Origin of the sequence: Ornithinibacillus halotolerans (assembly GCF_014637405.1) — a bacterium.
Taxonomy (GTDB): Bacteria; Bacillota; Bacilli; order Bacillales; family Amphibacillaceae; genus Ornithinibacillus; species Ornithinibacillus halotolerans.
This window is the reverse complement of the sequence record NZ_BMEY01000006.1, coordinates 170,876-195,790: the sequence shown is the minus strand read 5'-3', so window position 1 is coordinate 195,790 and position 24,915 is coordinate 170,876. Positions and strand designations below refer to the sequence as shown.

27 protein-coding genes and 1 riboswitch are annotated in these 24,915 nt (G+C 34.9%); of the genes, 14 read left to right on the top strand and 13 right to left on the bottom strand.

Annotated elements, in window-relative coordinates; genetic code table 11:
- Position 1: 1 nt before the first annotated feature.
- Positions 2 to 1,837: a polysaccharide biosynthesis protein gene (locus IEV35_RS07965; RefSeq protein WP_188384124.1), complete on the bottom strand. Its 1,836-nt coding sequence runs from the start codon at positions 1,835 to 1,837 to the stop codon at positions 2 to 4.
- Positions 1,838 to 2,435: 598 nt separating this feature from the next.
- On the opposite strand from IEV35_RS07965, the gene IEV35_RS07960 reads away from it, so the two are divergent.
- Positions 2,436 to 3,188, top strand: coding sequence for an ABC transporter ATP-binding protein (locus IEV35_RS07960; RefSeq protein WP_188384155.1), 753 nt, complete (start codon positions 2,436 to 2,438; stop codon positions 3,186 to 3,188).
- A complete protein-coding gene (locus IEV35_RS07955; protein ID WP_188384123.1) occupies positions 3,181 to 4,797 on the top strand; it encodes a hypothetical protein in 1,617 nt (538 codons plus the stop codon). The genes IEV35_RS07960 and IEV35_RS07955 overlap by 8 nt, the downstream gene beginning before the upstream one ends.
- 87 nt (positions 4,798 to 4,884) lie before the next feature.
- Here the strand turns inward: IEV35_RS07955 and IEV35_RS07950 are convergent, their stop codons facing one another.
- The 4 genes from IEV35_RS07950 to IEV35_RS07935 all read right to left on the bottom strand — a co-directional run bounded on the left by IEV35_RS07950 (position 4,885) and on the right by IEV35_RS07935 (position 6,715).
- Positions 4,885 to 5,508, bottom strand: coding sequence for a YczE/YyaS/YitT family protein (locus IEV35_RS07950; RefSeq protein WP_188384154.1), 624 nt, complete (start codon positions 5,506 to 5,508; stop codon positions 4,885 to 4,887).
- Between the two features lie 64 nt (positions 5,509 to 5,572).
- A complete protein-coding gene (locus IEV35_RS07945) occupies positions 5,573 to 5,764 on the bottom strand; it encodes a transcription initiation factor TFIIIB (RefSeq protein ID WP_188384122.1) in 192 nt (63 codons plus the stop codon).
- A gap of 100 nt (positions 5,765 to 5,864) precedes the next feature.
- Entirely contained in the window at positions 5,865 to 6,035 is a 171-nt protein-coding gene (locus tag IEV35_RS07940; RefSeq protein WP_188384121.1) for a hypothetical protein, read from the bottom strand.
- A gap of 83 nt (positions 6,036 to 6,118) precedes the next feature.
- Complete coding sequence (locus IEV35_RS07935) at positions 6,119 to 6,715, bottom strand: hypothetical protein (RefSeq protein WP_188384120.1); 597 nt, start codon at positions 6,713 to 6,715, stop codon at positions 6,119 to 6,121.
- 242 nt (positions 6,716 to 6,957) lie between these two features.
- Between IEV35_RS07935 and IEV35_RS07930 the strand changes: the two genes are divergently transcribed.
- Positions 6,958 to 7,521, top strand: a complete 564-nt coding sequence (locus IEV35_RS07930) for a tyrosine-type recombinase/integrase (protein ID WP_188384119.1) — start codon at positions 6,958 to 6,960, stop codon at positions 7,519 to 7,521.
- Positions 7,522 to 7,569: 48 nt separating this feature from the next.
- On the opposite strand, the gene IEV35_RS07925 is transcribed toward IEV35_RS07930, so the two are convergent.
- The gene (locus tag IEV35_RS07925; protein WP_188384118.1) at positions 7,570 to 8,259 is read right to left on the bottom strand and encodes a universal stress protein; all 690 of its coding nucleotides are present in this window, start codon (positions 8,257 to 8,259) and stop codon (positions 7,570 to 7,572) included.
- Between the two features lie 205 nt (positions 8,260 to 8,464).
- Between IEV35_RS07925 and IEV35_RS07920 the strand changes: the two genes are divergently transcribed.
- From IEV35_RS07920 to IEV35_RS07890, 7 genes are all read left to right on the top strand, one after another.
- The gene (locus IEV35_RS07920) at positions 8,465 to 10,855 is read left to right on the top strand and encodes a Na+/H+ antiporter subunit A (protein ID WP_188384117.1); all 2,391 of its coding nucleotides are present in this window, start codon (positions 8,465 to 8,467) and stop codon (positions 10,853 to 10,855) included.
- Positions 10,852 to 11,283 (top strand): Na(+)/H(+) antiporter subunit B, encoded by a 432-nt coding sequence (locus IEV35_RS07915; protein WP_188384116.1) that lies wholly within the window; start codon positions 10,852 to 10,854, stop codon positions 11,281 to 11,283. Before IEV35_RS07920 ends, IEV35_RS07915 begins: the two co-directional genes overlap by 4 nt.
- Complete coding sequence (locus IEV35_RS07910; RefSeq protein WP_188384115.1) at positions 11,283 to 11,621, top strand: Na(+)/H(+) antiporter subunit C; 339 nt, start codon at positions 11,283 to 11,285, stop codon at positions 11,619 to 11,621. The genes IEV35_RS07915 and IEV35_RS07910 overlap by 1 nt, the downstream gene beginning before the upstream one ends.
- A complete protein-coding gene (locus IEV35_RS07905) occupies positions 11,614 to 13,104 on the top strand; it encodes a Na+/H+ antiporter subunit D (protein WP_188384114.1) in 1,491 nt (496 codons plus the stop codon). The genes IEV35_RS07910 and IEV35_RS07905 overlap by 8 nt, the downstream gene beginning before the upstream one ends.
- A 94-nt stretch (positions 13,105 to 13,198) precedes the next feature.
- On the top strand, positions 13,199 to 13,684 hold the full coding sequence (locus tag IEV35_RS07900; protein WP_188384113.1) for a Na+/H+ antiporter subunit E: 486 nt from the start codon (positions 13,199 to 13,201) through the stop codon (positions 13,682 to 13,684).
- On the top strand, positions 13,677 to 13,955 hold the full coding sequence (locus tag IEV35_RS07895) for a Na(+)/H(+) antiporter subunit F1 (protein WP_188384112.1): 279 nt from the start codon (positions 13,677 to 13,679) through the stop codon (positions 13,953 to 13,955). The genes IEV35_RS07900 and IEV35_RS07895 overlap by 8 nt, the downstream gene beginning before the upstream one ends.
- Complete coding sequence (locus tag IEV35_RS07890; protein ID WP_188384111.1) at positions 13,939 to 14,307, top strand: Na+/H+ antiporter subunit G; 369 nt, start codon at positions 13,939 to 13,941, stop codon at positions 14,305 to 14,307. Before IEV35_RS07895 ends, IEV35_RS07890 begins: the two co-directional genes overlap by 17 nt.
- Positions 14,308 to 14,353: 46 nt before the next feature.
- On the opposite strand, the gene IEV35_RS07885 is transcribed toward IEV35_RS07890, so the two are convergent.
- Positions 14,354 to 15,106, bottom strand: coding sequence for a MerR family transcriptional regulator (locus IEV35_RS07885; RefSeq protein WP_188384110.1), 753 nt, complete (start codon positions 15,104 to 15,106; stop codon positions 14,354 to 14,356).
- A gap of 89 nt (positions 15,107 to 15,195) precedes the next feature.
- Here IEV35_RS07885 and IEV35_RS07880 point away from each other — a divergent pair, with 89 nt between their 5' ends.
- Positions 15,196 to 15,903: a CPBP family intramembrane glutamic endopeptidase MrtD gene (locus tag IEV35_RS07880; protein WP_308419774.1), complete on the top strand. Its 708-nt coding sequence runs from the start codon at positions 15,196 to 15,198 to the stop codon at positions 15,901 to 15,903.
- Positions 15,904 to 15,974: 71 nt separating this feature from the next.
- Here IEV35_RS07880 and IEV35_RS07875 read toward each other — a convergent pair whose 3' ends face one another.
- Both IEV35_RS07875 and IEV35_RS07870 read right to left on the bottom strand, forming a co-directional pair.
- Positions 15,975 to 17,231: a mechanosensitive ion channel family protein gene (locus IEV35_RS07875; protein ID WP_188384109.1), complete on the bottom strand. Its 1,257-nt coding sequence runs from the start codon at positions 17,229 to 17,231 to the stop codon at positions 15,975 to 15,977.
- 83 nt (positions 17,232 to 17,314) lie between these two features.
- Positions 17,315 to 18,016: an RluA family pseudouridine synthase gene (locus IEV35_RS07870; RefSeq protein WP_188384108.1), complete on the bottom strand. Its 702-nt coding sequence runs from the start codon at positions 18,014 to 18,016 to the stop codon at positions 17,315 to 17,317.
- A 252-nt stretch (positions 18,017 to 18,268) separates the two neighbouring features.
- On the opposite strand from IEV35_RS07870, the gene IEV35_RS07865 reads away from it, so the two are divergent.
- From IEV35_RS07865 to IEV35_RS07855, 3 genes are all read left to right on the top strand, one after another.
- Positions 18,269 to 19,573 carry a zinc-ribbon domain-containing protein gene (locus IEV35_RS07865; RefSeq protein WP_308419773.1) on the top strand — a complete coding sequence of 435 codons (1,305 nt, stop codon included), beginning with the start codon at positions 18,269 to 18,271 and terminating at the stop codon, positions 19,571 to 19,573.
- Positions 19,574 to 19,593: 20 nt separating this feature from the next.
- Positions 19,594 to 20,370, top strand: a complete 777-nt coding sequence (locus tag IEV35_RS07860; protein ID WP_188384106.1) for a S1C family serine protease — start codon at positions 19,594 to 19,596, stop codon at positions 20,368 to 20,370.
- A gap of 157 nt (positions 20,371 to 20,527) precedes the next feature.
- A complete protein-coding gene (locus tag IEV35_RS07855) occupies positions 20,528 to 21,811 on the top strand; it encodes a S41 family peptidase (protein WP_188384105.1) in 1,284 nt (427 codons plus the stop codon).
- 56 nt (positions 21,812 to 21,867) lie between these two features.
- Here IEV35_RS07855 and thiE read toward each other — a convergent pair whose 3' ends face one another.
- From thiE to thiW, 4 genes are read right to left on the bottom strand one after another with little or no spacing between them, the layout of a single operon-like run.
- Positions 21,868 to 22,494, bottom strand: a complete 627-nt coding sequence (thiE, locus tag IEV35_RS07850; protein WP_229740680.1) for a thiamine phosphate synthase — start codon at positions 22,492 to 22,494, stop codon at positions 21,868 to 21,870.
- The gene (gene thiM / locus IEV35_RS07845) at positions 22,487 to 23,266 is read right to left on the bottom strand and encodes a hydroxyethylthiazole kinase (protein WP_188384104.1); all 780 of its coding nucleotides are present in this window, start codon (positions 23,264 to 23,266) and stop codon (positions 22,487 to 22,489) included. The genes thiE and thiM overlap by 8 nt, the downstream gene beginning before the upstream one ends.
- Positions 23,266 to 24,111 (bottom strand): bifunctional hydroxymethylpyrimidine kinase/phosphomethylpyrimidine kinase, encoded by an 846-nt coding sequence (gene thiD / locus IEV35_RS07840; RefSeq protein ID WP_188384103.1) that lies wholly within the window; start codon positions 24,109 to 24,111, stop codon positions 23,266 to 23,268. The genes thiM and thiD overlap by 1 nt, the downstream gene beginning before the upstream one ends.
- A 1-nt stretch (position 24,112) precedes the next feature.
- Complete coding sequence (thiW, locus tag IEV35_RS07835) at positions 24,113 to 24,613, bottom strand: energy coupling factor transporter S component ThiW (RefSeq protein WP_188384102.1); 501 nt, start codon at positions 24,611 to 24,613, stop codon at positions 24,113 to 24,115.
- An 84-nt stretch (positions 24,614 to 24,697) separates the two neighbouring features.
- Positions 24,698 to 24,811, bottom strand: a riboswitch (TPP riboswitch).
- Positions 24,812 to 24,915 lie beyond the last annotated feature (104 nt).

Sequence of the window (24,915 nt, the reverse complement as noted above, 5' to 3'; positions counted from 1 at the left end):
ACTAACCACCTCCATTTGATACGATGTTATGTTCAATATGCTGTGCACGATAGTTAGCCAAAGAGTTTAATTTTTTTCGTAATTGTTCTTTACTAAATAAGTCTAAATTGTTAACTACCATTTCAATTTCTTTCATATCTGTGCTAATTGTTTTTCCTACATAAATTTTTGGGAATATTTGTTTTTCATGAACTTCTTCTTTTTGTAATAATTCTTCCATTAGCTTTTCACCTGGTCGTATTCCTGTATATTTAATTCCAATTTCCTCAACTGAATGTCCTGACAATTTAATAAGATTTTTAGCAACATCGACAATCTTCACCGGTTCCCCCATATCAAGTACAAATATCTCTCCACCTTTAGCTAGAGAACCAGCTTGAATAACTAGTTTTGAAGCTTCTGGAATCGTCATGAAATAACGAACCATTTCTGGGTGTGTGACAGTTACTGGTCCCCCCTCTTTAATTTGCTTTTCAAATAATGGGATCACACTTCCTCTACTTCCTAGTACATTACCAAACCTTACTGTCACAAATTTTGTGTAACTATTTTGATTCATATTTTGAATAATTATTTCTGCTAATCGCTTAGTTGCTCCCATCACGCTCGTTGGATTAACAGCTTTATCTGTCGATAACATAACAAATGTTTTCACACGATGGTTAGATGCTGCTTTTGCAACATTCATTGTCCCTATCACATTATTTTTTACTGCTTCATCTGGGTTCTGTTCCATTAAAGGAACATGTTTATGAGCAGCAGCATGGTAAATAATATCTGGGGCATAGGAAGCTATAATGCTATTAATTTTCTTTTCATCTTTAATATCAGCAATTTCTGGCACGATATCTATCGACTTAAATGGAACTTTTGATTTTAATTCGAGTTCAATATTATAGATGCTATTTTCACCATGTCCTAAAAGGATTAATTGTTTTGGTAGAAACATTGCAATTTGTCTTGTAATCTCAGAACCAATTGAACCACCTGCACCAGTAACTAAAACAACTTTATTTGTTATAGTTTTTGATATTTTCTTCATTTCTAACTGTACAGGTTCCCTTCCTAACAGTTCTTCCAGTTTTACATCGCGGAACTCATTAACAGAAACTCTTCCAGTTATTAAATCCTCAAGTGCAGGTAAGATTTTTGTTTGAGTACTAGTTTTAATACACTCTTGAAAAATTACTTTTAGCTGTTTTCTGCTCAATGAAGGTATAGCAATAATAATGTTATCAATCTTATACTTCTCTACTGCATTAATAATATCTTTCACTCCACCAACAACTGGGATTCCTAATATATCGAGATGCTGCTTTTGAGGATTGTCATCAATGAAAGCCACAGGCAATAGATTTTGCTCATTCTTCTTAAGTATTTGCCTAGCCACCATGATTCCTGCTGAACCTGCACCAACAATTAACGTTCGTACTTTATGATCTTGAGTTGTTGTCATTCTATCGAGATATAGCCTCCATAGAAATCGAGAACCACCAATTAAAAATAAATGAAGAAGCCAAGTTACTAAAAGAACTCTAGAAGATGGCTGTTGAAGAATAAACTGTTGTAGTACGAAAGTAATTAGAATAGAATATGTAACCACTTTAAAAATAACGATTAATTCTCCTATACTGGCGTATTCCCAGAGCCTTTTATATAGGTTATATCGAATGGAAAAAAAGTGGTGACATAGTAAAATGGTGAAAGAGGTGATGGTTAACTCAAAATCAGGTAATATTAGTTCCACATTAATAATCAACGTACTAATACTAATTGCTGACAGGACGATACAGGAATCGATGATGACAAATAAAGACAACCGTTGAAAATATGTCACATAGAATCCCCCTCGTATATATTTAGTTTTTCTGTTTTGGGCATCTAACCCACCCTCACATCACACTTTCGACGACTAGCATCTAAGGTCCTAAGGCCCACAGCATGACCGAGTGCCTACTTTGATACCGACATGGTAGACATTGCCGTAATAAAGATTAGTAGATATCCTTCACTTTCAATAAGCAGATCTTGTGAAAAATTAGCTTACATTGATTAACTATCATCTAAATTCCATTCGTGACAATTAAATCAGTTATTTACGAGCGAGGTAATTATTCATAGTTATGTAATAGTTTTTTCTTACTTAATTCGACCAAAATCATAATCTTAAGTCTTTCGCAACACTTTTTGCGACAATAACTAACTATATGTGACATTTACACATTAAGTAACCATTCATTACAGGGATTTAGACCTAAGTTTAGTATAATGTTATATATGCAAAAAATTTCCTATTTATACTAGTTTTTTACAATAACGGACAACCTCCTCACCTTGCAATCCCCATTTCACATTGTTATTGTTATTACAAATAGTTTTCATGAAAGGAGATTACTAGATTGGAAGATAAAGTTTTATCGTTAAAAAACTTAACAATGAGTTATTCAGGAAAAAATGTGTTAAATGGAATAAATCTTGATGTTTATCGTGGTCAAATTATCGGGTATATCGGGCCAAACGGAGCAGGTAAAAGTACGACATTAAAAATTATGCTTGGACTAATTGATAATTATGAAGGTACAGTGGAAATATTGGGGAAAGACATCTCAAAAAGTGGTTATACATACAAGGAAAGAATTGGCTATGTACCAGAGAACGCAGAAATTTATGATAACCTTACTGCTGCTGAATATTTAACCTTCATTGGTGAGCTTTACGGTTTAGATAGAGAAGTAGCACGTAAAAAAGCATTACATTTACTCATAGAATTTGATATGGAACATGTTTTTCATTCCAGAATCTCTTCTTTCTCTAAAGGAATGCGCCAGAAGGTACTCATTGTCTCTAGTCTGCTTCACAACCCAGATGTCATCTTTCTAGATGAACCATTAAGTGGTCTTGACGCGAACAGTGTAATGATTATTAAAGATATGCTCGAAGCCCTTGCCAATAAGGGAAAAACTATTTTTTACTCCTCACATATTATGGACGTTGTCGAAAAAATAAGTAATCGTATTGTTCTACTAGTAGATGGAGAAATTAAAGCAGATGGATCGTTTGAAGAATTAAAAGCTGAAAGTCAAAAAGGATCATTGGAAAGTATCTTTAATCAGCTAACCGGATTTGATGAACATAAAGAAACGGCTGAACATATTGTTTCTATTGTGACGGAGGATACATATGATTGAGAATGGTTTGTTAAAAGTTCTTGATCCTTTCCGGTCCATTTTTCGTAAATTTAATATTGACTATGATATGATGCGTTTGATTTTACAAATGAAGCTTACAATGGATGCACGAAGAGTTCCTACCATCTTAAGCCAAAGTAAGAAGAAAGAAGGAAATCAATTTATTAAGGGACTTTGGATTTATGGACTTTATGGTCTAATTTTAATTCCTTTCTTCTTTCTTGGTGACAATCTGATGCTTCAAGCTAGTTTAATTACTGGGATTGCCATGTTTATTCTCGGTACATCAATGATTTCTGATTTCTCTTCTGTCATCCTTGATGTTCGGGATAAAATCATTTTAAATACGAAACCAATTGATTCAAGAACGATAAATGCAGCAAAAGTAATGCATGTTTCCATCTATTTAACATTAATTACGGGTGCTTTTATCACCATACCTGCGATTGTTCTATTATTTGTAAATGGATTTTTCTACTTTGTCATATTCATAATCGAAATTATTCTACTAGATATATTTATTCTAGCAATCACATCACTAGCCTATATCCTTATCTTAAGATTATTTGATGGGGAAAAATTAAAAGACATGATTAACTACGTTCAAATCATGCTAGCAATAGGAATGGTTATTGGCTATCAAATTATTATACGAGTTTATGATGTTGTTGGGTTTGAGCTAATCTATCATTTTAGTTGGTGGCATCTTTTAATTCCGCCATTGTGGTTTGGAGCACCGTTTGAACTACTTTTAAATCAAGATTATTCGTTAGGAATTATTTTACTTTCAATACTTGCAATCATTGTTCCGATAGTTTCTATCTTCGCTTATTATGTATCAATGCCATCCTTTGAAAGAAACTTACAGAAATTAATGGAAGAATCGAAAAAGAGCAAGAAAAGAAATAAAAATTTGGGACAGCTATTAGAGAGACTCCTTTGTTTTAGTAAAGAAGAGCGGGCATTCTATCGATTTGCTTCCATTATGATTAGTAGAGAACGAGATTTTAAATTAAAAGTGTATCCATCCTTAGGAATGGGACTTATCTTCCCATTAATTTTTCTTTATAACAATCTTGGCTATCAATCGTTTGAAGCTTTAAGTGAAAGTAAATCCTATTTAACAATCTATTTTTGTAACATTATTATTGGGGTAGTTGTATTTATGCTTCAATATTCTGGGAAGTATAAGGGTGCATGGGTATTTTATACAACTCCAATAAAGAAGCATTCGATCATTTATAGTGCAACTTTAAAAGCCTTTTTCGTTAAGTTGTACTTGCCAATATTATTCATTCTTTCAATTGTTTATGTTTGGATATTCTCCTTTAGGATTATACCGGATTTAATTGTCATCTTATTCTCTGGGATCATCTTAATGCTTATATCCTATAAAATGTTTAGTGTTGCAAAAATACCGTTTACAGAACCGATTGAGTCTGCCCAACAAGGTGGAGGATCTTCTGTAAAAATTATTCTACTCATGATTCTCGTTGGAATATTTGCTACTATCCATTTTGCAATATCTACGATTACTTTTGGAATATATGTTTATTTATTCATTTTAGTTATTGTATCTATTGTGTTGTGGAAGATTATATTTAGGTAAAGAAACTCCTCACTTTAACCATTTAAAGTGGGGAGACTTCTTGAATTGTATACTTAACTTCTGAATAGTGAAGCCGCTTGGTTATAATTAAGCACTTGTTTTAGAGAACTCTTTCTGTTCTACACGACTTTCTAGATTTACTATTACCTTCTTAAACCATTTAAGTGAAAAAGCAAATACTGGACTTTGAATAAAAGTAAAAATAAAAGTGAATAAAAAAACTGGCCCGCCTAATAATAGACCAATGAGCAGTACTAATGTTTCCACGACTATCCTTACTAGGCCTACAGATTTTCCAACCATGTCAGAAATAGATAACATAAATCCATCTCGAGGCCCAGCTCCAAGTTCTGCAGAATTATACAATCCGCCCCCAACCCCCATTGTCACAATACCAGCAGTGATAATTAAATAATCTGTCCATGTGTGGCTCGCAGTTGGTAAGTAATCTAGCCATAAAAATAAATCAACAAATACACCAACAAGTACAGCATTGATAAAAGTTCCGAACTTAATATAAGTTCTATCTAATATTAACGAGATACATATTAATAGAATAGAGATGATAATTGCCCAAGAACCTATTGTTAACCCAATTTTCTCATACAATGCTACGTTTAATACATCCCAAGGATGCACTCCCAGATGTTGCATCTTTAATACGATTGTAATACCATAACTAAAAACAATCAGTCCTACCAAGTAAAACATCCAGCGAACCGTTAGAATCAAAGTATTCCCTTCTTTCCCTGTCAACTAGTCATATGACAATGTATTATCGTTTGAATTTCTCAGGTTTCTTTACATATCCTTCTATTATATAACCGCAATTTGTACATATTATATATTCAATTGCTGAACCAAAGTTCATTCGATCTACAGAAGACATCCGGGCATAATTATCCATCTTCCCCTTACCTAATTCTACCGAACTACATTTCGGGCATTTATTTGTTGGATTATGCATTTACATCCCTCCAGTCAAGAAACAGATTTTTCCTACTATTCTACCATATATCTGTAAATAATTTTCAATAAAAATGATGGGTCAGTCCACTGTGTTAACATTACAGTCGGACTGACCCTTTCCCACGAACAGAAATTATCTCTTTTTCTTTTCCAAACTCCTTCCGAAACTTCTTTCTTGCTTCGGCAGGTGTTCTTGCATTTATTAACGCCGCTTCTTTTACACCATTATTATCTATATGAATAGTAAAACACTTTTCACCACATCTCATTGCCTTTGCCTCCTTAAACTCCTTCTATCTTCGCGCAAATGAGCTTGTTTATTCAACAAAAACAACTTGTGGAATTAACTTTTCTATCTTTGAAATAGATCCTTCATCATCCACCAATTTAACTGCAAATTTGAAACGGATACAGTTACTGTTAATACTTCTTCTACATCTAATTCTATATCTTGTGGAAATAAATAAAAGGAAAACTCATCCCCGTCTTTATATTCTAATGCAGAATAGGAATTGGGTTCTAACTCAAAAGTCGCTCCTTCATATTCAATATTGGCTTTTGCATTAAACTTAGCATCTGTACTATTTTCAGTATGCTCCAGTCCTGATACTAACATTGCACCATTCAAGTTAGCATGGCCAATTGCCCGAAAATAAATAATAGATTCCGAACTCTCCTTTACAACTACATCAGAAACTTGAATTTCCAAGCCATTTTCTTCATATAACACTTTACCTTTATTACTTTCTATATTACCCAAGTCAATTTCAACATCGTAGACTCCTTCAACTGGAAAAGTAGAATAATAATACTTCTCAGAGTCATTTCCTACTTTACCTATACCTTGTGACCAAAGGGTAATGATCTGTATGGAAAAATATATTGCTGGCACACTAATCAATAAAATTACCAAACCAATAATGGTTTTCTGTAACGTTAACCTTTTCATAACTACCCCCAGTTTTAAATTTTCTATAACCAAATTGGAATTATTCACTAATACCTTTAATTATACCAAATAATCAAAGGGGTTTTTGCAATAATCAGAAATCAAACAACTCTTTTTTTAAAGTTTAAATAAAAAGAAAAACACCCGCACTTGTTCACAATTCTGTCACATACATCAAAATTGATGATGTTACATAACCTATGCTAGAATTAAGTTATGTTAAATTAACGGAGAGTAAGCGAATGGAATACGTAGTTCCTATTAAAGATATATCTAAAATAAATGATATGAAAAATATTCTAGAGAAGTCCTCTCTAAGGGACTATCTCTTATTTGTTATTGGAATTAATACAGGATTAAATCCACAAGATTTATTGTTTTTAAAGGTGGAAGATGTTTGGAATGGAGAAAATATCAAGGAATTTCTTCATATTGTTGATACTAAAACAGGGGATACTAAATTACATTATTTAAATAATCAAGTCTATAAAGCTCTAAACAAATATGTGAAAAGTAATAAAATAAATCAATCGGATTACCTGTTTAAGTCAACACGAAATGAAAAACCGATAACGAGACAGCAAGCCTATCGAATTATTAAATCAGCTGCAGTGCAAGCTGGTGTGGAAGGTAACACGGGTCTCCATACGATGCGGAAGACATTTGGTTATCATGCCTATCGTAAAGGGGTCGCGATATCGATATTAATGAATATGTTCCATCATAACTCACGACAGGAAACATTAAAGTATATCGGAATAACAGAAGAAGAAAAGAATTTAGTAAAAGTGGACGTCAATTTATAAAAATAAAAGGGTTAAATCCCTTCATTCGAAAAGATCTAACCCTACCCATTATGACTTTCTTTCTCGTTCTAAATCTAAATTAACTTCTACTTTTTTCAATTCTTTTACAATACCGTCTGTTACTTGAACAGTAAACATTTCCTTGTCTTTCATAAATTTAAAGATTCCATTATCGAAGTCCGTTCCTTGTTCTTTAAAAAAGATTCCTTCGTAGTCAACCGAATGAGAATGCTTAAATGTTAATTGATATGAATCTCCATCTTTTACTAGATATGCTCTAATTCCTTTTTGAAACTGACCATTTTCATTGCGAATATATCGTGTAACGGAAATAATATGCAAATCCACAAATGGAATGTCATGAAGAAGCGTGTTGATTAAGGAGCCTTTCGTTATTTGTTCCCATCGACTTTGAGCAGTTTGACCAAGAATGATTTGTGTCACATGCTTTTCTCTAGCAACTTCTGCGATTACTTTCGCAACTGGGCGCTTTTCATTTTCACGAATAATAAATTCGGTAACGTTATGGTCTTCTGCTAGTTGTTTCCATGACTCGACATAAAATGATTTCTCTGCATCCATTTCATCAAATGGCTTTGCATCTACTGTCAGAATATATAACGGACACCCAAGCATCTTGGCAATTTTACAGCCTCGCTTAATAAGGCGTGCACCGTTTGGGCCATAATGTACACATACTAATATGCTTTCATCATATTGCCCTTTATTAGTTTCCATAATATATTCACCTCAAAATTTTTAAAAAAACTATGGTTGTTTTTTTATATTTTATTACGTAAGTAGTATGATTCTATAAATAAAAAATAGCTTTAGATTGAAACTATGTATGACTATATCATTATGCCCTTAAAACAGTCAATGGTATTAATGTAAACAATTATTTTAATAAATTTTTCTTATATTTCAATAGGGAGTGGGTTTTTTGAGCTTTTTGCACTTTTTAATTTTACTACCATTTCTTGCATGTATCTTTATTCCCTTTATTTATAAAAAACTTAATATTCACTTAGGATGGATAGTTGTTTTTGTTCCATTATTTATTTTTATTAATTATCTATTGTTCATTCCATCTATTTCAAAGGGAAATTATCATGCATTTTCTATGCCTTGGATTCCTTCATTGGGTATTAATTTTGATATATATATGGATGGATTAGCACTTTTATTCGGGTTAATTATTAGTGGAGTTGGAACTTTAGTCGTTGTCTATTCCATCTTTTATATGGATAAAAACCGTGAGGCATTACACAATTTTTATATTTACCTTTTACTATTCATGGGGGCAATGCTCGGACTTGTAAGTTCGGATCATGTATTAGTACTTTATACACTTTGGGAACTAACTAGTGTTTCTTCTTTCTTACTCATCGCGTATTGGTATGAACGAAAAAAATCACGTGCTGGTGCATTGAAAGCGATGATTATCACCGTATTTGGTGGACTGGCTATGTTAGCTGGTCTAATCATTCTTTCCATTATTGCAGACACTTATAGCATTAGAGAAATGATTGCTAATGTTGGAATAATAAAGGAAAGTAGTCTTTTCATTCCTGCATTAATTCTAATTTTAATCGGAGCCTTTACGAAGTCTGCTCAGTTCCCGTTCAGTATTTGGTTACCCGATGCGATGGAAGCACCAACACCTGTTAGTGCCTATTTACACTCCGCAACGATGGTAAAAGCAGGTATTTATCTAGTTGCTCGAATGACGCCTATTTTTGGTGGAAGTGCAACATGGTTTTGGCTAGTTAGTGGAATTGGCTTAGTCACACTAATGTACGGCTCGTTCCGTGCAGTAAGGCAGACGGACCTGAAAGCATTACTTGCATTTTCTACTATTAGTCAATTAGGTTTGATAATGAGTTTACTAGGGGTTGGATCGGCTGCCCTTTACTATACAAACGGTGAAGCACAAACATTCTATGCATTTGCACTATTTGCTGCACTGTTTCATTTATTTAATCATGCAACATTTAAAGGCGCATTATTTATGGTTGTTGGAATCATTGACCATGAAACAGGTACTCGCGATATTAGGCGATTAGGTGGGTTGATGGCTATTATGCCAGCCACATTTACGATTGCATTAATCGGAAGTCTAGCTATGGCTGGATTACCACCTTTTAACGGTTTCTTAAGTAAAGAAATGTTCTTTACAGGAATGCTACGTGCAACAGAAGTGAATATGTTTAGTTTAGAATGGCTAACGAGCATCTTTCCTGTTGTTGCCTGGGTAGCAAGTGTATTTACTTTCATTTATTGTTTCATTCTATTAGTAAAACCATTTTTAGGTGAATTGAATCAAAGTCGGCTTCCAAAAGAAAAAGTACACGAAGCACCTATCGGGATGCTTATCCCACCAATAATTTTAGGTTTACTTGTCGTGTTTGTTTTCTTCTTCCCTAATTTAATAGGAAAGTATCTTTTAAATCCTGCTCTATATGCAACCCTCTCCGCGGAGGTACCTGCGTTTGAAATTATAGCGTGGCATGGATTTGGAACGGAACTTTGGATGACGATTGGAGTCATTGTTTTTGGTTTGTTACTCTTCTTCTCCATTAAGAGATGGACCATTATTTTTCGTGTATTTCCTGACCAATTAAGTATTAATAGCTTATATATGTCAGGGTTAGAAAATATGGAAAAGAAATCGGTATCTTTAACAGATCGCTACATGACCGGTAATATTCGTCATTATTTACTCTATATTTTTATTGTTACATTTTCTGTACTAATTATTGCATTAGTTGGCTTTGATGGAATTTCATTTGATTTTTCTACGAATTCATATATCACCATTTATGACATTGGTATTGTAATTGCAATGGTTGCTGCAGCTTTTACAACCCTTTTAACAACAAATCGAATTACTGCCATCGTTTCTTTAGGAGCGGTTGGCTATATTATGGTCATGCTTTTTGTTATTTTCCGAGCACCTGACCTTGCTTTAACCCAAATGGTTGTTGAAACTGCAACGACAGCATTATTTTTACTCTGTTTCTACCATCTGCCTAAGCTAGGCAAAAGAATAGAGAAAATGAAATTTAAACTTACGAATTTAATCGTATCTATATTAGTAGGTGTAACTGTTACCATCATGACATTAGTCGCTACGGGACATCGGTTATTTACACCAATCAATGAATTCTTTGAGAATGCCTATGAATTAGCTGGTGCTAAAAATATTGTTAATGCGATTCTCGTTGATTTTAGAGGATTTGATACGATGCTGGAAATAGCAGTATTATTTATTGCTGGCATTGGTGTTTATACATTGATAAAGCTTCGACCAAAAGGAGATGATAGCCAATGAAACCTAAAGCGAATGATGTCATTTTACACACGGTAACGAAATTAGCTGCTATCATTATTTTCACCTTTTCGATCGATTTATTTTGGGCAGGACACCATTTTCCAGGTGGTGGATTTATTGGAGGATTAACAACGGCTGCTGGAATTGTCCTCCTCTATCTTTCTTTTGATATTGAGAGTATTCAACGTAATTTACCTATAGATTATAAAAAAATGGCAGCCATAGGTGTATTAATTGCTGTTTTCACTGGGCTTGCTGGCATGTTTTACGGGGATAATTTTTTAGAGCAAACATTTGGATATTTTGATTTACCTGTTTTTGGTGAGACTGAACTAGCAACAGCAGTATTATTCGATGTTGGGGTAGCGCTAGCAGTAATAGGGACAGCTATCACCATCATAACGAGCATAAGTGAGGATGAGTTGTAATGGAATCATTAATGGCAATCGTAATTGGAATACTATTCTCCATTGGTACGTATTTAATTCTGTCCAATCAAATGCTCCGTATAATTTTAGGTTTGTCCCTCATCAGTCACGCAATTAATATTATGATAATTGTTATGGGAGGATTAAAAACAGGTGGTCCACCTCTATTATCCAATTCGGATCGTGGATTTACAGATGCGGTCCCACAAGCTTTAATTTTAACGGCAATCGTTATTAACTTTGCAGTTACAGCTTTTTTACTCGTATTAAGCTATCGTACGTACAAAAAACATGGAACGGACGATATGAACAACTTAAGGGGAAATGAACATGAATAATTTATTAATATTCCCAGTTATTTTGCCGTTGATAGCTGGATTGATATTTATCCTATTACCAAAACAAATACGACTGCAACGATTGCTTGCTATTATTACACTTGCAATTGTAACTGGGATTTCTATCCTAATAATGAATCAAGTTTCGGCAAATGGTACACAAACTTTGCAATTAGGTGGATGGCAAGCACCATTTGGAATTGGTCTTGTAGCTGATATGTTTGCTATTTTACTCGTGTTGACAACTAGTGTTGTTGCATTTTGCTGCATACTCTTTTCTTTTCAAACAATTGGAAGGAATCGAGAGAATCATTATTTTCATTCACTGTTTTTGTTTTTAATTACAGGTGTTAATGGATCATTTTTAACTGGGGATTTATTCAACTTATATGTTTTCTTTGAAGTGCTTTTACTAGCTTCCTATGTGCTTGTATCTTTAGGTGGACAGAAAAAACAACTAAGAGAAACAATGAAATATGTCATTATTAATATTTTATCTTCGGCCTTTTTCTTAATCGGAATTGCCTATATGTACCGAGTAACAGGAACATTAAATTTGGCCCATATATCAGTTCGTATTGCAGAATCTGGGCAAGATGGGTTCATCACAACTGTTGCGATTCTTTTCTTATTAGTATTTGGGATTAAAGCTGGATTATTTCTATTCTACTGGCTCCCTGGTTCATACAGCGCACCACCAGCAGCTATCTCGGCTGTATTTGCAGCACTATTAACTAAAGTGGGTATCTATGCGATTATTCGGATGTTTACATTGATCTTCTACCATGAACCTGAAGTAACCCATTTGTTTATTGGAATTTTAGCTGCTTTGACTTTAATATTAGGTGGAATTGGTGCTGTTGGGTATTGGGATATTAATAAGATTCTAACCTATAATGTCATTATTGGAACAGGATTTATTTTAGCAGGAATTGCTGCTTTTACCGAAAGTGGGACATTAGGCTCCATCTATTATTTAATTAATGACATGATTGTCAAATCATTAATTTTCCTTATTGGTGGAGTGATCATTTATTTAACTGGTACTTCAAATCTAAAAGAGATGAGTGGATTGATTCGTAACCATCCATACTTAGGGTGGATGTTCTTTATTGCAGCTTTATCGTTAATTGGTATTCCTCCACTAGGTGGATTTATAGGAAAAATCTTTATAACTAGAGGAGCATTTGAGGCAGGATATTTTTGGCTTGGTGCAATTGGATTAATCGTTAGTCTAATGATTCTTTATTCGATCTTTAAAATATTCATGAATGCATTCTGGGGAGAAACAATTATAAGTGAAGATGAAGAAAAAGGAACGACAAAAGGCGTTATGATCCCAATCGTTTTTCTTACTGTATTAACCATTGGTCTTGGATTAGGTGCTGAACTAATTAATGGTTATGTAGAGTTAGCAGTTGATGGACTATTAAATCCACAAATGTATATTGATGCAGTGTTTGGCGGAAATGAGATTCCTTGATATTGAAGCTTCTCTACAAGCCCGCAGCCAGAATATTAATTAAATTCTTCCCTCTTACCTATCAAAAGTCAACTGAACAGAAAGGAAGTGTGTTATGCCTTTTCAAATTTTATTAAATATCTTTATTGCCTTCCTTTGGATGTTTTTCCAAGACGAGTGGAAATTTTTAAGTTTCTTAAGTGGCTATATCGTAGGTTTAATTATTTTATTTTTCATGCGACGCTTTTTTAATAAGCCCTTTTATATACTCTTCGTGTGGGCGGCATTGAAACTTATTTATGTGTTTGCCCGTGAACTTTTAGGTTCTGCAATACTCGTTATCAAGCAAGTATTACGCCCGAAGATTAATATTACCCCTGGAATATTTCGAATTGATACCGATTTAGAAGGTGATATTGAAATAACATTAATTTCATTACTCATCTGTCTAACTCCAGGTTCAGTCGTGATGGAGGTTACTCCAGACGGAAAAAGCTTATATGTACATGCGATGGATGTACCTGAATCAAAAGACTCTGTCCTCAAATCACAAATTATTTTTGAACGGGCCATTAAGGATGTGACGAGAAAATATGTTTAATATTTTTATGATTTTATCATTAATTATTCTAACGATTGCCATTCTATTTAATATTTATAGGCTCATTAAAGGACCTTCAAGTGCTGACCGAGTTCAAGCACTTGATGCGATTGGCATCAATCTAATAGCCGGTATTGCTATTTTTTCTGTTTATCTCGATACCCATGCATTCTTTGAACTTATATTATTAATCGGTATTCTGTCGTTTATTGGGACTATAGCATTTGCCAGGTTCCTTGAAAGAGGTGTTGTCATTGAACGAAAGCGCTGAGGTCATTGCGGGTGTCTTAATTTTCATTGGGACTATTGTAAGTTTAATTAGTGCCATTGGTTTAGTACGATTGCCTGACGTTTACACACGTTCCCATGCTGGTTCTAAAGCCTCTACTGTTGGAGTGCTATTTGTATTAATCGGTACACTGCTATATTTCCTTATATCTGAGGGCTATTTCAGTATCCGATTAATACTTGGGATTGTGTTTGTATTTCTTACTGCACCTGTTGCGGCTCATGTTATTTGTCGAGCTGCCTATCGAAATGAAGTACCACTAACAGAGACTAGTGCGGAAGATGAGTTAAAAGATTATTTTGCAGCGTATGAGAAACAAAAAGAAGAATTGTAAAGGAAGGAGGGTGGGTTATCCTCCTTCCTCTTTTTTCAATTAATAACTAGATACTTTTAGAAATTTCCAGCTCATAAAATTCAATTGCCTTTTCCATATAATCTATTATACTTGGTTCCACTGGGTATAAATTCATCTCCTGTGACTTTTCTTGGGATTTTCTAATTTCATAAAACTTCTCCGCTAACCCTTGATCGCCACCAAATAATTCTTCAGATAAGATTAATACATCTTCGGCTAATATTTGTGCTTCTTTTGAAGATGGATGCATATTTCTCTCTAAACAATTTTCAACTCTGCGGATTATATTAATCCATTTTCTAATTTGATTATTATTATTGTCCATCTTTGGTAATTGTTCTTTTAATCTTGTCTCTTCTTCTTCATTAAAATATTTATTCCAATCCGTTACCTTCCTATTCTTCGCCTCATCAATTAATGACATTAACTGTTCCCACTTCAGCTCACCTTCTAAATGCACGAAATTTATCAATGTGTTCGTGTTATTAATTGAGGATTCCAATTCTTCCTTTTGTTGTTCTAGTGATTGTAAATGTGCTCGGAGAAGTTGTTCTGTAGTAATTTGTGAAAGAACTTTCTTAATATCGCGTAATGATAAATTTAACATTTTTAAAATCGTTATCTTTTCTAAATTGATTAAATCAGAATTACTATACAATCTTTTTCCATTATCGTCTTTATGGCTAGGACTCATTAGTTCAATTTGATCATAATAGCGCAATGTTCTTACGGAAATACTCAGTTTTTCAGCAACTTCTCCTGTCGTATAATATTGCATATTAAATTCCTCCAAAATTTGTACTTGCGGGTTACGTTACGTCACCAATTACAATAAATATAACATATTTAATTTAGGAGGAAATCAGTTTGAATAAAAAAATCGAATTGTTCAGAAATATCCCTTGGACTTGGAAAGAATTCATATCTATGCTTGTTCTCGTACTCATTCTAGTACCTTTTTTCATTGAATTTTTATTACAAAATGCATTGACGAACTTTTTTCAAAATGATTTATATGCTGGAACACTAACTGGTTTTATTATGTCCATTATATTTATTGGTGGACTTTATTTTATTGCTATAAGGCCAAAGAAGTTAGGCTGGAAGGAAGTTGGTCTACAACCATTTCCAATCCGTTATCTAGGTAATATTATTGGGTGGACAGTCTTTCTAATTATTATTTCGATAATGTTATCTTATATATTAGAGTTTTTATTTAATATAGGAACGGACAATAACAAAACCGAAAGTGTACAATCCAGGCTTTCCACTATTAATATTCTTATAGCATTTGTTTCTGCAGCTATTATTTCACCTATATATGAGGAGATATTTTATCGTGGTTTTCTTTATCGATGGCTAAGGACAAAGTATGGTGTATTAAATGGTATTCTAGTTAGTTCTTTCATATTTATGCTAGTCCATATTCCAACTTATAATTCTTTACCTTATACATTTGTATCTGGTGTTGTGTTCGCTTGGACATATGAAAAAACAAAATCTGTATATCCAGCTATGATAATTCATGGGTTATTTAATGGGGTTTCGGTAGTACTGATGGTTGTTTTGGCTTAAGAAATAAATAAAAAACCTTTCCAAATTTCTTTGGAGAGGTTTTTTTAAAGTCTTTATTCTACTGCTCTTTCTTATTCATTATTTGTCTGGTCTAATTCTCCAACCATTGCTCTCATGTCATTGCCAGATGGGTTTTGGAAAATTCGTATTCCGAACTCTGGTGCTACTGCATACAGATGGTCAAAAATATCAGACTGGATACTTTCGTAAACTGCCCATCTCGTATCATTCGTAAATGCATATATTTCGAGTGGCAAGCCTGTTTCTGTCGGAGCAAGCTGCCTTACCATAATCGTCATATCCTGCTTGATTCCGGGATGACGCTTTAAATAATTTTCCACATAGGCACGGAACACACCAATATTAGTCATTGCTCGACCATTAACAGGATTACTGCGATTAATTTGATGTTCCGTATTATATTCTTCAATTTCCTTTTCTCGTTTTTCAATATATTCCGCGATGACTTGAATATTTTTTAGCTTACTAATCATTTCTGGTGTACAGAAACCGATACTAGCTGTATCAATATTTACGGATCGTTTAATTCGTCTACCACCAGCATCCTGCATCCCTCGCCAGTTTTTGAATGAGTCGGATACAAGTGCATAAGCAGGAATCATCGTAATGGTATTATCAAAGTTTTGAACCTTAACTGTATTTAAAGTAATATCAATGACATCGCCATCCGCATTATACTTCGGCATTTCAATCCAATCTCCCACACGAACCATGTCATTGGTAGTTAACTGAACCCCCGCCACAAGTCCTAAAATAGAATCTTGGAATACTAACATGATGACGGCAGATAATGCACCAATTCCACCTAATAAAATTACTGGACTTTCACCAATTAGGTTGGCAATCATGAGGATTGCACCAATGGCAACGACAACGATATTTCCTACTTGGATAAATCCTTTGATTGGTCTTGTTTTTGAAATTTCATAAGTTCTATAAATATCATTAATCGCATTTAAGATGCCATTAACGACTAGTATCATAATGATAATAATATAAGCATTGGACAGCTTTTCAATTAATGTTTGAAAATCTGGCCCAAATACCCCAGCAAAAGAATAAATAATGATTGCTGGAACAATATGGGATAGTCTATGGAAGACCTTTCTTTCAATTAACACATCATCCCATTTAAACTGATTTCTAGATAGAATCTTTGTTATTAGACGAACGACAATTTTCTTTGTTATAAAGTTTGCGATTATACTTATCACCGCTACAAAAAGAATCTTCGTGATAACGATGAGATAGTTCGTTAATGTAGGATTGAGATTAAGGTTTTCAATCCAAGAAGTAATAAAAGTCATAATTCCCCTCCAGTTACACTTGACTTTCTAGGTAAAATCCTATGTGGTTTACTATTATAACATTTGTTTTGTATACTAGCATCTTAGATTGTACCCACTTTTTGTTGTAAAATACTATCCCACAACTTCCATGGGTCTTTATTCGGAGGATAGGAATATAAATCTAGTGGCTCTTTTTTAACCGGGTGCTCAAAGTGAATAGAGTGTGCCCAAAGTGCAATTTGCTGCCCCACTTTATTAAGATGTTTTCCATATTTTTGATCTCCGTATAAGGGGTGGCCAATCGTAGAAAGTTGAACCCGTATCTGATGTGGTCTTCCTGTAATGAGATTAACAGAAAGTAGACTTAAATTATCCTTGGAGTCTATTACCTCATATTCCAGTACTGCTTTTTTAGCTTGATTATGATCTTTTGAAACAGCATATACATGGTTTTTACGTTTATCTTTGAATAAATAATGTACTAACTGTCCATTCTTCTGGTCGATTTTCCCGTGTACAACTGCTAAATAGTTTCTCTCTATAACACGTCTTCTGAGCATGTCGGACAATCTTGATGCTGCTTTAGAAGTTTTTGCAAAAACCATTACCCCGCCAACTGGCCGGTCTAAACGATGGACCAGCCCTAAATATACATTTCCAGGCTTTTGATAACGAACTTTTATGTCTTCTTTCAACATAGTTAAGAAATCAAGATCCCCACTATTATCCGCTTGAACAGGTATATTAACCGGCTTTTCCACTAATAATAAATGATTGTCTTCATATAAAATTGATAGATTCATAGATACTCTTTCCTTTTCAAAGCATATTGCATCCATCATATCATTCTAGTAGATAAGTTTCGAATGGAATGACGTATTAGGTCAACTCCATTTCTTTCCTTTTATTTGGAAATCAATTGGAGATGCTTTATCAACTTCATTTCCTTTCTTTATTCACTCAAAATCAACTTGTCATGTCTAAGGACATACTTCCTAAGACTTTTTTATTATTTTTTAAAAAAAGAGGAACCTTTTTGCCCAGTTCTACATATAATGGCATATTATTGCGTTTATTTTTTGAAGACGCATTCGAATAGGAGGATGACATCATTGTTTTGCCGTCAATGTGGAGAAAAATTATTAGAGGGCTCGAGTTTTTGTATGAGTTGTGGTACAGAAGTTAATTCTGATCAGCCTTCCGTAACAGAACCTCCTCAGAAAAATGAAGAAATAGAGGAGAAAAAAACACCTCAACAGCCTTTAAATCCACCCCAAAAACCAGAAGAACAACACCAACAACATACTTACATGCCACAAAATAACGTAACTACAAAGAGTTCTTTCTTATCATCGAAATTACCTATCCTTATCCCAATCATTTCATTGTTAGTTGTGTCTACATTGTTAGTATTCACCTTTTTATCCGAGCAAAAAAAGAATGATACGGTGCTTGAGTTACAAGAGAGTGCAGAAACGGCCGCACTAAATGGTGATTATGATTCGGCAATTAATCAGTTAAATGAGGCAATGGAAATTAGACCAGATTATGAAGTGTTGAGACTAAACATAGACGAAATTACACGTGCTCAAGCTTTCTCAACTGAATTAGAAGCTGTAAGACAATTGTTAGCGAATCAAGATTTCAATTCGGCTGAACAACAAATTGGTCCTTTAAAAGAACAAGCAAATAAAGAAACTAGTCCACTATTTAATTCATTTAAAGAAATTATTTCTAATGAAGAAGGAAATATTGTAATAGGTAAGCTAAAGCAAGAAATTGCCGATTTAAATAGTGTTGATTCACTTGCTAGTAAGCTATCAACATTAGATTCATTATCCTCTCCTGAAGCAGATAGTATTAAGGAAGAAATATTAACTAAGATCGTGGAAATTACAAGTACAGAGGTGACTGATTTTCTAGCTAATAATCAGTTTGCTGAAGCATTAAATGCTATTAATAAAGCACTCAGTTATAAAGAGAACGATGACACTTTACTGCAATTAAAAGATCAAGTCGAACAAGAGAAACTCGCTTATGAAGAACAAGCAGCACAAGATGATTTGCATAATCGTACTGCCGCAGTAGAAGTGACTTCATTTACAGCAGCACTAGAAGACAATGGAGATGTAACCTTTGAAGGCACTATAAAAAGTGTAGCAACCGTGCCTATTTATACGATTATTATCTATTATGCACTTTTTGATGCGAATGATGAATACGTAACAGAAGGGTTTGTTTATGTAGAGCCAGAATTATTAGAACCTGGTGATGAAGGTTATTTTTATGGGTTAGTTGAAGGCATCAATGAAGAAGTATTAGTGGAAATTATTAATATCACTTGGTACTTCGATCAATAGGAAAGGATGATAAGACGGAAATGAATAAACGATGGATAATCAGTATAATATTGACTTTATTCATTTGTGCTGCTGGTGTGGCGGGCATGTTTTTAATAAAAGGACATCTTTCCGATAAGTTAGATCAACCATCAACTATTCTAGCAGATGCTAATATAGAGACGAACGATACAATCATAGAAAACGAGGATGAATCATTAGCATTAAAAGATATTATTCAACAAGCACAAAAGAAAGTCGTGAAAATTGAAACGATGGACGGTTCAATTGGCTCCGGATTTTTGTATAACGACATGGGCGATGTTATCACTAACGCCCATGTCGTTAGTGGTGTTAAAGAGGTAACTATTATTACGTCAGATGAACTATTTTTTACTGGTACTGTAATAGGGATTAGCACCGATATTGATATTGCTCTTATCAGGGTTGATGGCATGCGCGGGATGGAACCTTTACAAATTCGAACTGAAAAAGCAGAACTTGGGGATGAAGTACTTGCATTAGGAAGTCCTCTTGGTCTAGAAAATACGGTGACAACGGGAATCATTAGTGGGCTTAATCGTGATTTAGAAATTGAACAATACTTTTATGAGGGCTTGTATCAAATTTCTGCACCAATTGCCCCTGGAAATAGTGGTGGTCCCCTCCTCCATAGTGAAACAGGTGAAGTAATTGGTATTAACTCCGCTGCCTCTGACATAGGCACGATCGGATTCAGCATCCCCATTATGAATGTCCTCTCCTTAATTAAAAGTTGGTCAGAAACACCAATGACTAATCTCCCCGGTGTGGAGTGAGGGGGACAGTCCCTCTGTTTAGTACTTCACAGAGGGACTGTCCCCCAACTCATTATCTCCATCTGAAGACTGAGTTACAATCCAACCTCAGTTTATTGTTTATATATTCTTAATACTTTAAAATATAGGTATCACTTTAAAATAAAGGGGCGTTACGATGTATACTAATATTTTTCGTGAGATTGTAGACATTCTGCACCATGACTATGCAGGGTATATTGATAAAAAGGGTTGGGATAATCCGTTAGAATTCGAACGCATTATAAGTCATTTAGAAGCAAAAGATGAACTGAATGCTTCTCGATTTCTAGATATCGTCCAAGATTATTTAATCGACTTTCAAGATCCACACTTGATTTTTAAACTGATAAAATCAGATTCAGAAAAAGAATATGATAATGGCTTTCGCGTAAGAAGATTCCAAGAAAAATTATATGTCACAACAATTACCACAGAAAACCGTATAAATCTAGGAGATGCTATCCTATCATTAGACAACATTCCAGTGCTTGAGCTCGTGCAAAAACATCAACGCGAACTAATGGAAACTAAAGCCGAACGAGAGGATTGGCGCAAGATTATTGCAAAATACAATATTGCTGAAGTCATCGATAGCCATGGGAATATAACACAACTAGAATTAAAGAAATATGAGAAAGCAAGTTACATATCGAATCACTCTATGACAAAAATTGATAACAATACGATGCTCATGACCCTGACAGATTTTTTTGAGCCAGATTCAATTGAGAAACTAGTAAAAGAGAACAAAGATGTGTTAGAGAAAACACCGAATCTCATTATTGACGTACGTATCAATTATGGAGGAAGTACATTATCTTATAAGGATCTCGAGAAGTACATATTCCCTGTAGGTGAGACTAAGATTGATTCTAGTACCTATCAAATGAAGTTTAATTGTACTGCGAGAAATGCAGATTTAATGATTCAGTCAGCAGAACAGCAATTAGAAACGATTGAAAGTGAAGAATACCGTAAAGGTCTTAGCCAGTGGTTAGACAGTACATGGAAAGAACATAGAGGTAAAGGTTTTGTTAGTTTTGATGAAGAAAGTAGTGATAACGACTTTATAGTTGAAGGCTTAGAACACCCTAAAAATATCATTCTATTAGCTGATAATTTCTGTGGCAGTACTGGAGATATTTTCGTATATAGTTGCAAACAATCTCCAAAAGTAACAGTGGTTGGTAGGCCAACTATGGGAATTAATGATTATTCTAATCTTGTAGAAAAGCGATGGAATGATTTGTTTGAACTGATGTATCCGACATCTCGACTAGATAGTCTTGACCATCGGAAACCAGATCATGAGCAAGGGATAAAACCACATATCTATATTCCATGGACACCAGAACATTTGGAAAAAGATATCGATATGGAAACAGCTATGAAACTCCTTCAAGAAGCAATCACAAAATAATGGTAGGGGAACAGTCCCTCTGTGATTTTATTCACAGAGGGACTGTCCCCCCATTACTATAAATTCTTCACTGCTTTCTCAATATTTTCTGCCTTCGTTATGGCGGATATAACAGCTACCCCATCTGCCCCTGCTGACATCACTTGTCCAGCATTTGTTGTATTAATCCCCCCTATACCAACTAGCGGAATTGAGGGATACTCGTTACGTATTGCTTTTATCCACTCTATACCTACAGGTGCTTTGGCATCAGATTTAGTAGTTGTTGAAAAGATTGGACCTGCTCCTACATAATCTACTAAATGGATAGGGCTTTGCTCTAATTCAAACCGATTAGAAACAGAAAGACCGATAATTTTCTCTGGCATTAATTTTCGCAAATCATTAACAGATACATCCTCTTGCCCAACATGAATACCATCCGCTTCTAACGGTTTTACTAAATCCACATCATCATTAATAATAAACAATACATTATGCTCCAAGCATATCTCTCTAAGCTTTTTACCTAGCTCCAACTTCTTTTCTCCGGTTAAGGATCCTACTCCTTTTTCCCGAAACTGGAAAGCGGTAATCCCTGCCTCTACCGCTAGTTTCAGAGTTTCCACAGGGTCTAGGGAACAGTTTTGTGAACCCATAACAAAATATTTTCGTAGTTTTTTTGCTAGCATCGCTTTATGCATAATTACCTCCCCTTAATGCTTCAACTTCCATCGATAAAGCATCTATAAATTGTGGAATAAATGTTCCAGGTCCAGTTACATTTTGTCTAGTCGCTGCATATTGTGCTGCTAAGCCATAAAAGGATACTGCGGTTTTTGCCTGAAGTTCTGTTGGATCATTTGTTGTTAAGCAGGCTGTTATAATAGAACCTAACAGACAGCCTGCACCGGTCATTCTAGTTAATAGTTCATGACCTAGCATATTATGGATTAATTCCTCTCCAGTGCAAATAACATCTGTTTCTCCTGTCAAAACAACAGTAGTTTCATAGATTTGTGCAATCTTTATCGCTACCTCTTCAACATCCCCAGTGCCAACTGAATCTACCCCTTTCGACTCCCAAGGTATGTTAGCTAAATAGGCCAGTTCACTAGCATTTCCTTTTATTATCGTTGGTCGAACCACTTGTAATATTTCCTTTGCAACTTCATTTCGAAATGAAGATGCTTTAACACCTACGGGATCAAAAACAACCGGGATATCGCGTTCATTAGCAGTTTTTCCTGCTAGAATCATAGATTGAACATCTTGTGGCATAACAGTCCCTATATTTATTAATACACCATCAACGATTTTTCCTATGTCTTCTGCTTCTTCTTTCGCTTTTGCCATGATAGGTGAGCCCCCAAAGGCTAGAAGTCCATTTGCAGTAAAGTTCATGACAACTTGATTCGTTAAATGATGAATGAGAGGTTGTGCCCTTCTTACCTTTTTGATAATAGAAGCATCCATTATTTGACGGCCTCCATCCTAGCTGCAAAATGATTAGTCGGACCATTCCCGCTGCCTAATGGAAAGGCATGTTTGATGGCATTCGTAATAAACTGCTTGGATTTATCAACTGCTTCAGGAAGAGGAACTCCCTGACCTAAATAGGAAGTAATTGCAGCTGAATAGGTGCATCCTGTTCCATGCGTATTTTTCGTATGAATACGCTCAGCAGTGTAGGTGTACATGTCCTCTCCATCGTAAAGAATATCAATAGCATCTCCAGTTAAATGCCCTCCCTTTACAAGAGCTGCTCCAGCTCCATATTGATGCACAATTACTTTTGCTACATCTTCCATATCCTCTATCGTTTCAATAGACTTTCCCGTGATGAATTCAGCCTCTGGAATATTCGGCGTTACAAGGGTAGTTAAAGGTAGGAGATGCTCACGTAAATAGTTGCGGGCTTCCTTATCAATTAATGCATCTCCACTAGTTGCAACCATTACAGGATCCAGTACATATGGGATATGAAGATTTTCCACTTTTTCTTTAATCACTTTCATCATTTCCACAGTGGCAATCATACCTGTTTTGAATGCATGGACAGGTATATCAGTAAGTACTGAATCAAATTGCTGTGACACGAAATCAATTGGCAAGTGGTGAACATCCTGCACACCAGTTGTATTTTGTGCAACAACCGAAGTAATGACGGACATTCCATACACCTTTAGTTCTTGGAACGTTTTTAGATCAGCATGTATTCCCGCCCCACCACTTGGATCGGTTCCCGCAATCGTTAATGCACAGCAAATATTTTTTTGAGTAAATACCTTATTTGAATCGAAGCTATTGTATGTATCCACTTTAAAGTCCCCCTTTAGAAGTTTGCATAATTTTTCCTTCTCCGATACGTGATAAAACAAACCATCCAATCATTCCACCAGAAATACTACTCACAAGAAACGACGGTAGAAAAGCTAGCGCTCCAACTGAACTCCCCATAAGCAGAAGAGCAAAAGGCACTGCCACGAAAGATCCAACTACTCCGGTACCAATTGCTTCTCCAAGGACAGCAACCCCATTCTTCTTAAACTTTTGGTAAAGTAAACCTGCGAGTAATGCACCAATCATTCCTCCTGGAAATGCTAACAATGTTCCTAAACCAAGCATGTTACGAAGCAAACCAATCATAAAAGCTACAGTAACTGCTGGTCCCGGTCCAAGGGTCACAGCTGCCATGACATTAACCGCATGTTGAACTGGATAGGCTTTTGCAATCCCTGCTGGAAACCACAATAGCTGTGCACCTAATGTTCCAATTGCGATAAAAATGGCCATTGTTGTTAATAAACGTGTTCGATTCATTCCTTCCCCTCCAATTTTTAGGGACCAAAAAAGCCAGATCCTAAATTACAGGACCTGGCTTGTTAAGCTGAAATAGATTAGACATGTTTCGTCTGACTACTTCCCTCCGCTGGTATTAACCAGATCAGGTCCATAAGAGTCAGAAAGCTAACGTGCTTTCCTCTCAGCCCACGTTTTTGGGCACCCCTAGTAGTGATATTTCTTATTCAATTGCACAACTATACCATAACAAATGAGTGGAACATTGTCATGAGAAAAGAAGGAAAAAGGATAAAAGAACTAGATTTTGCGCATTTAATATA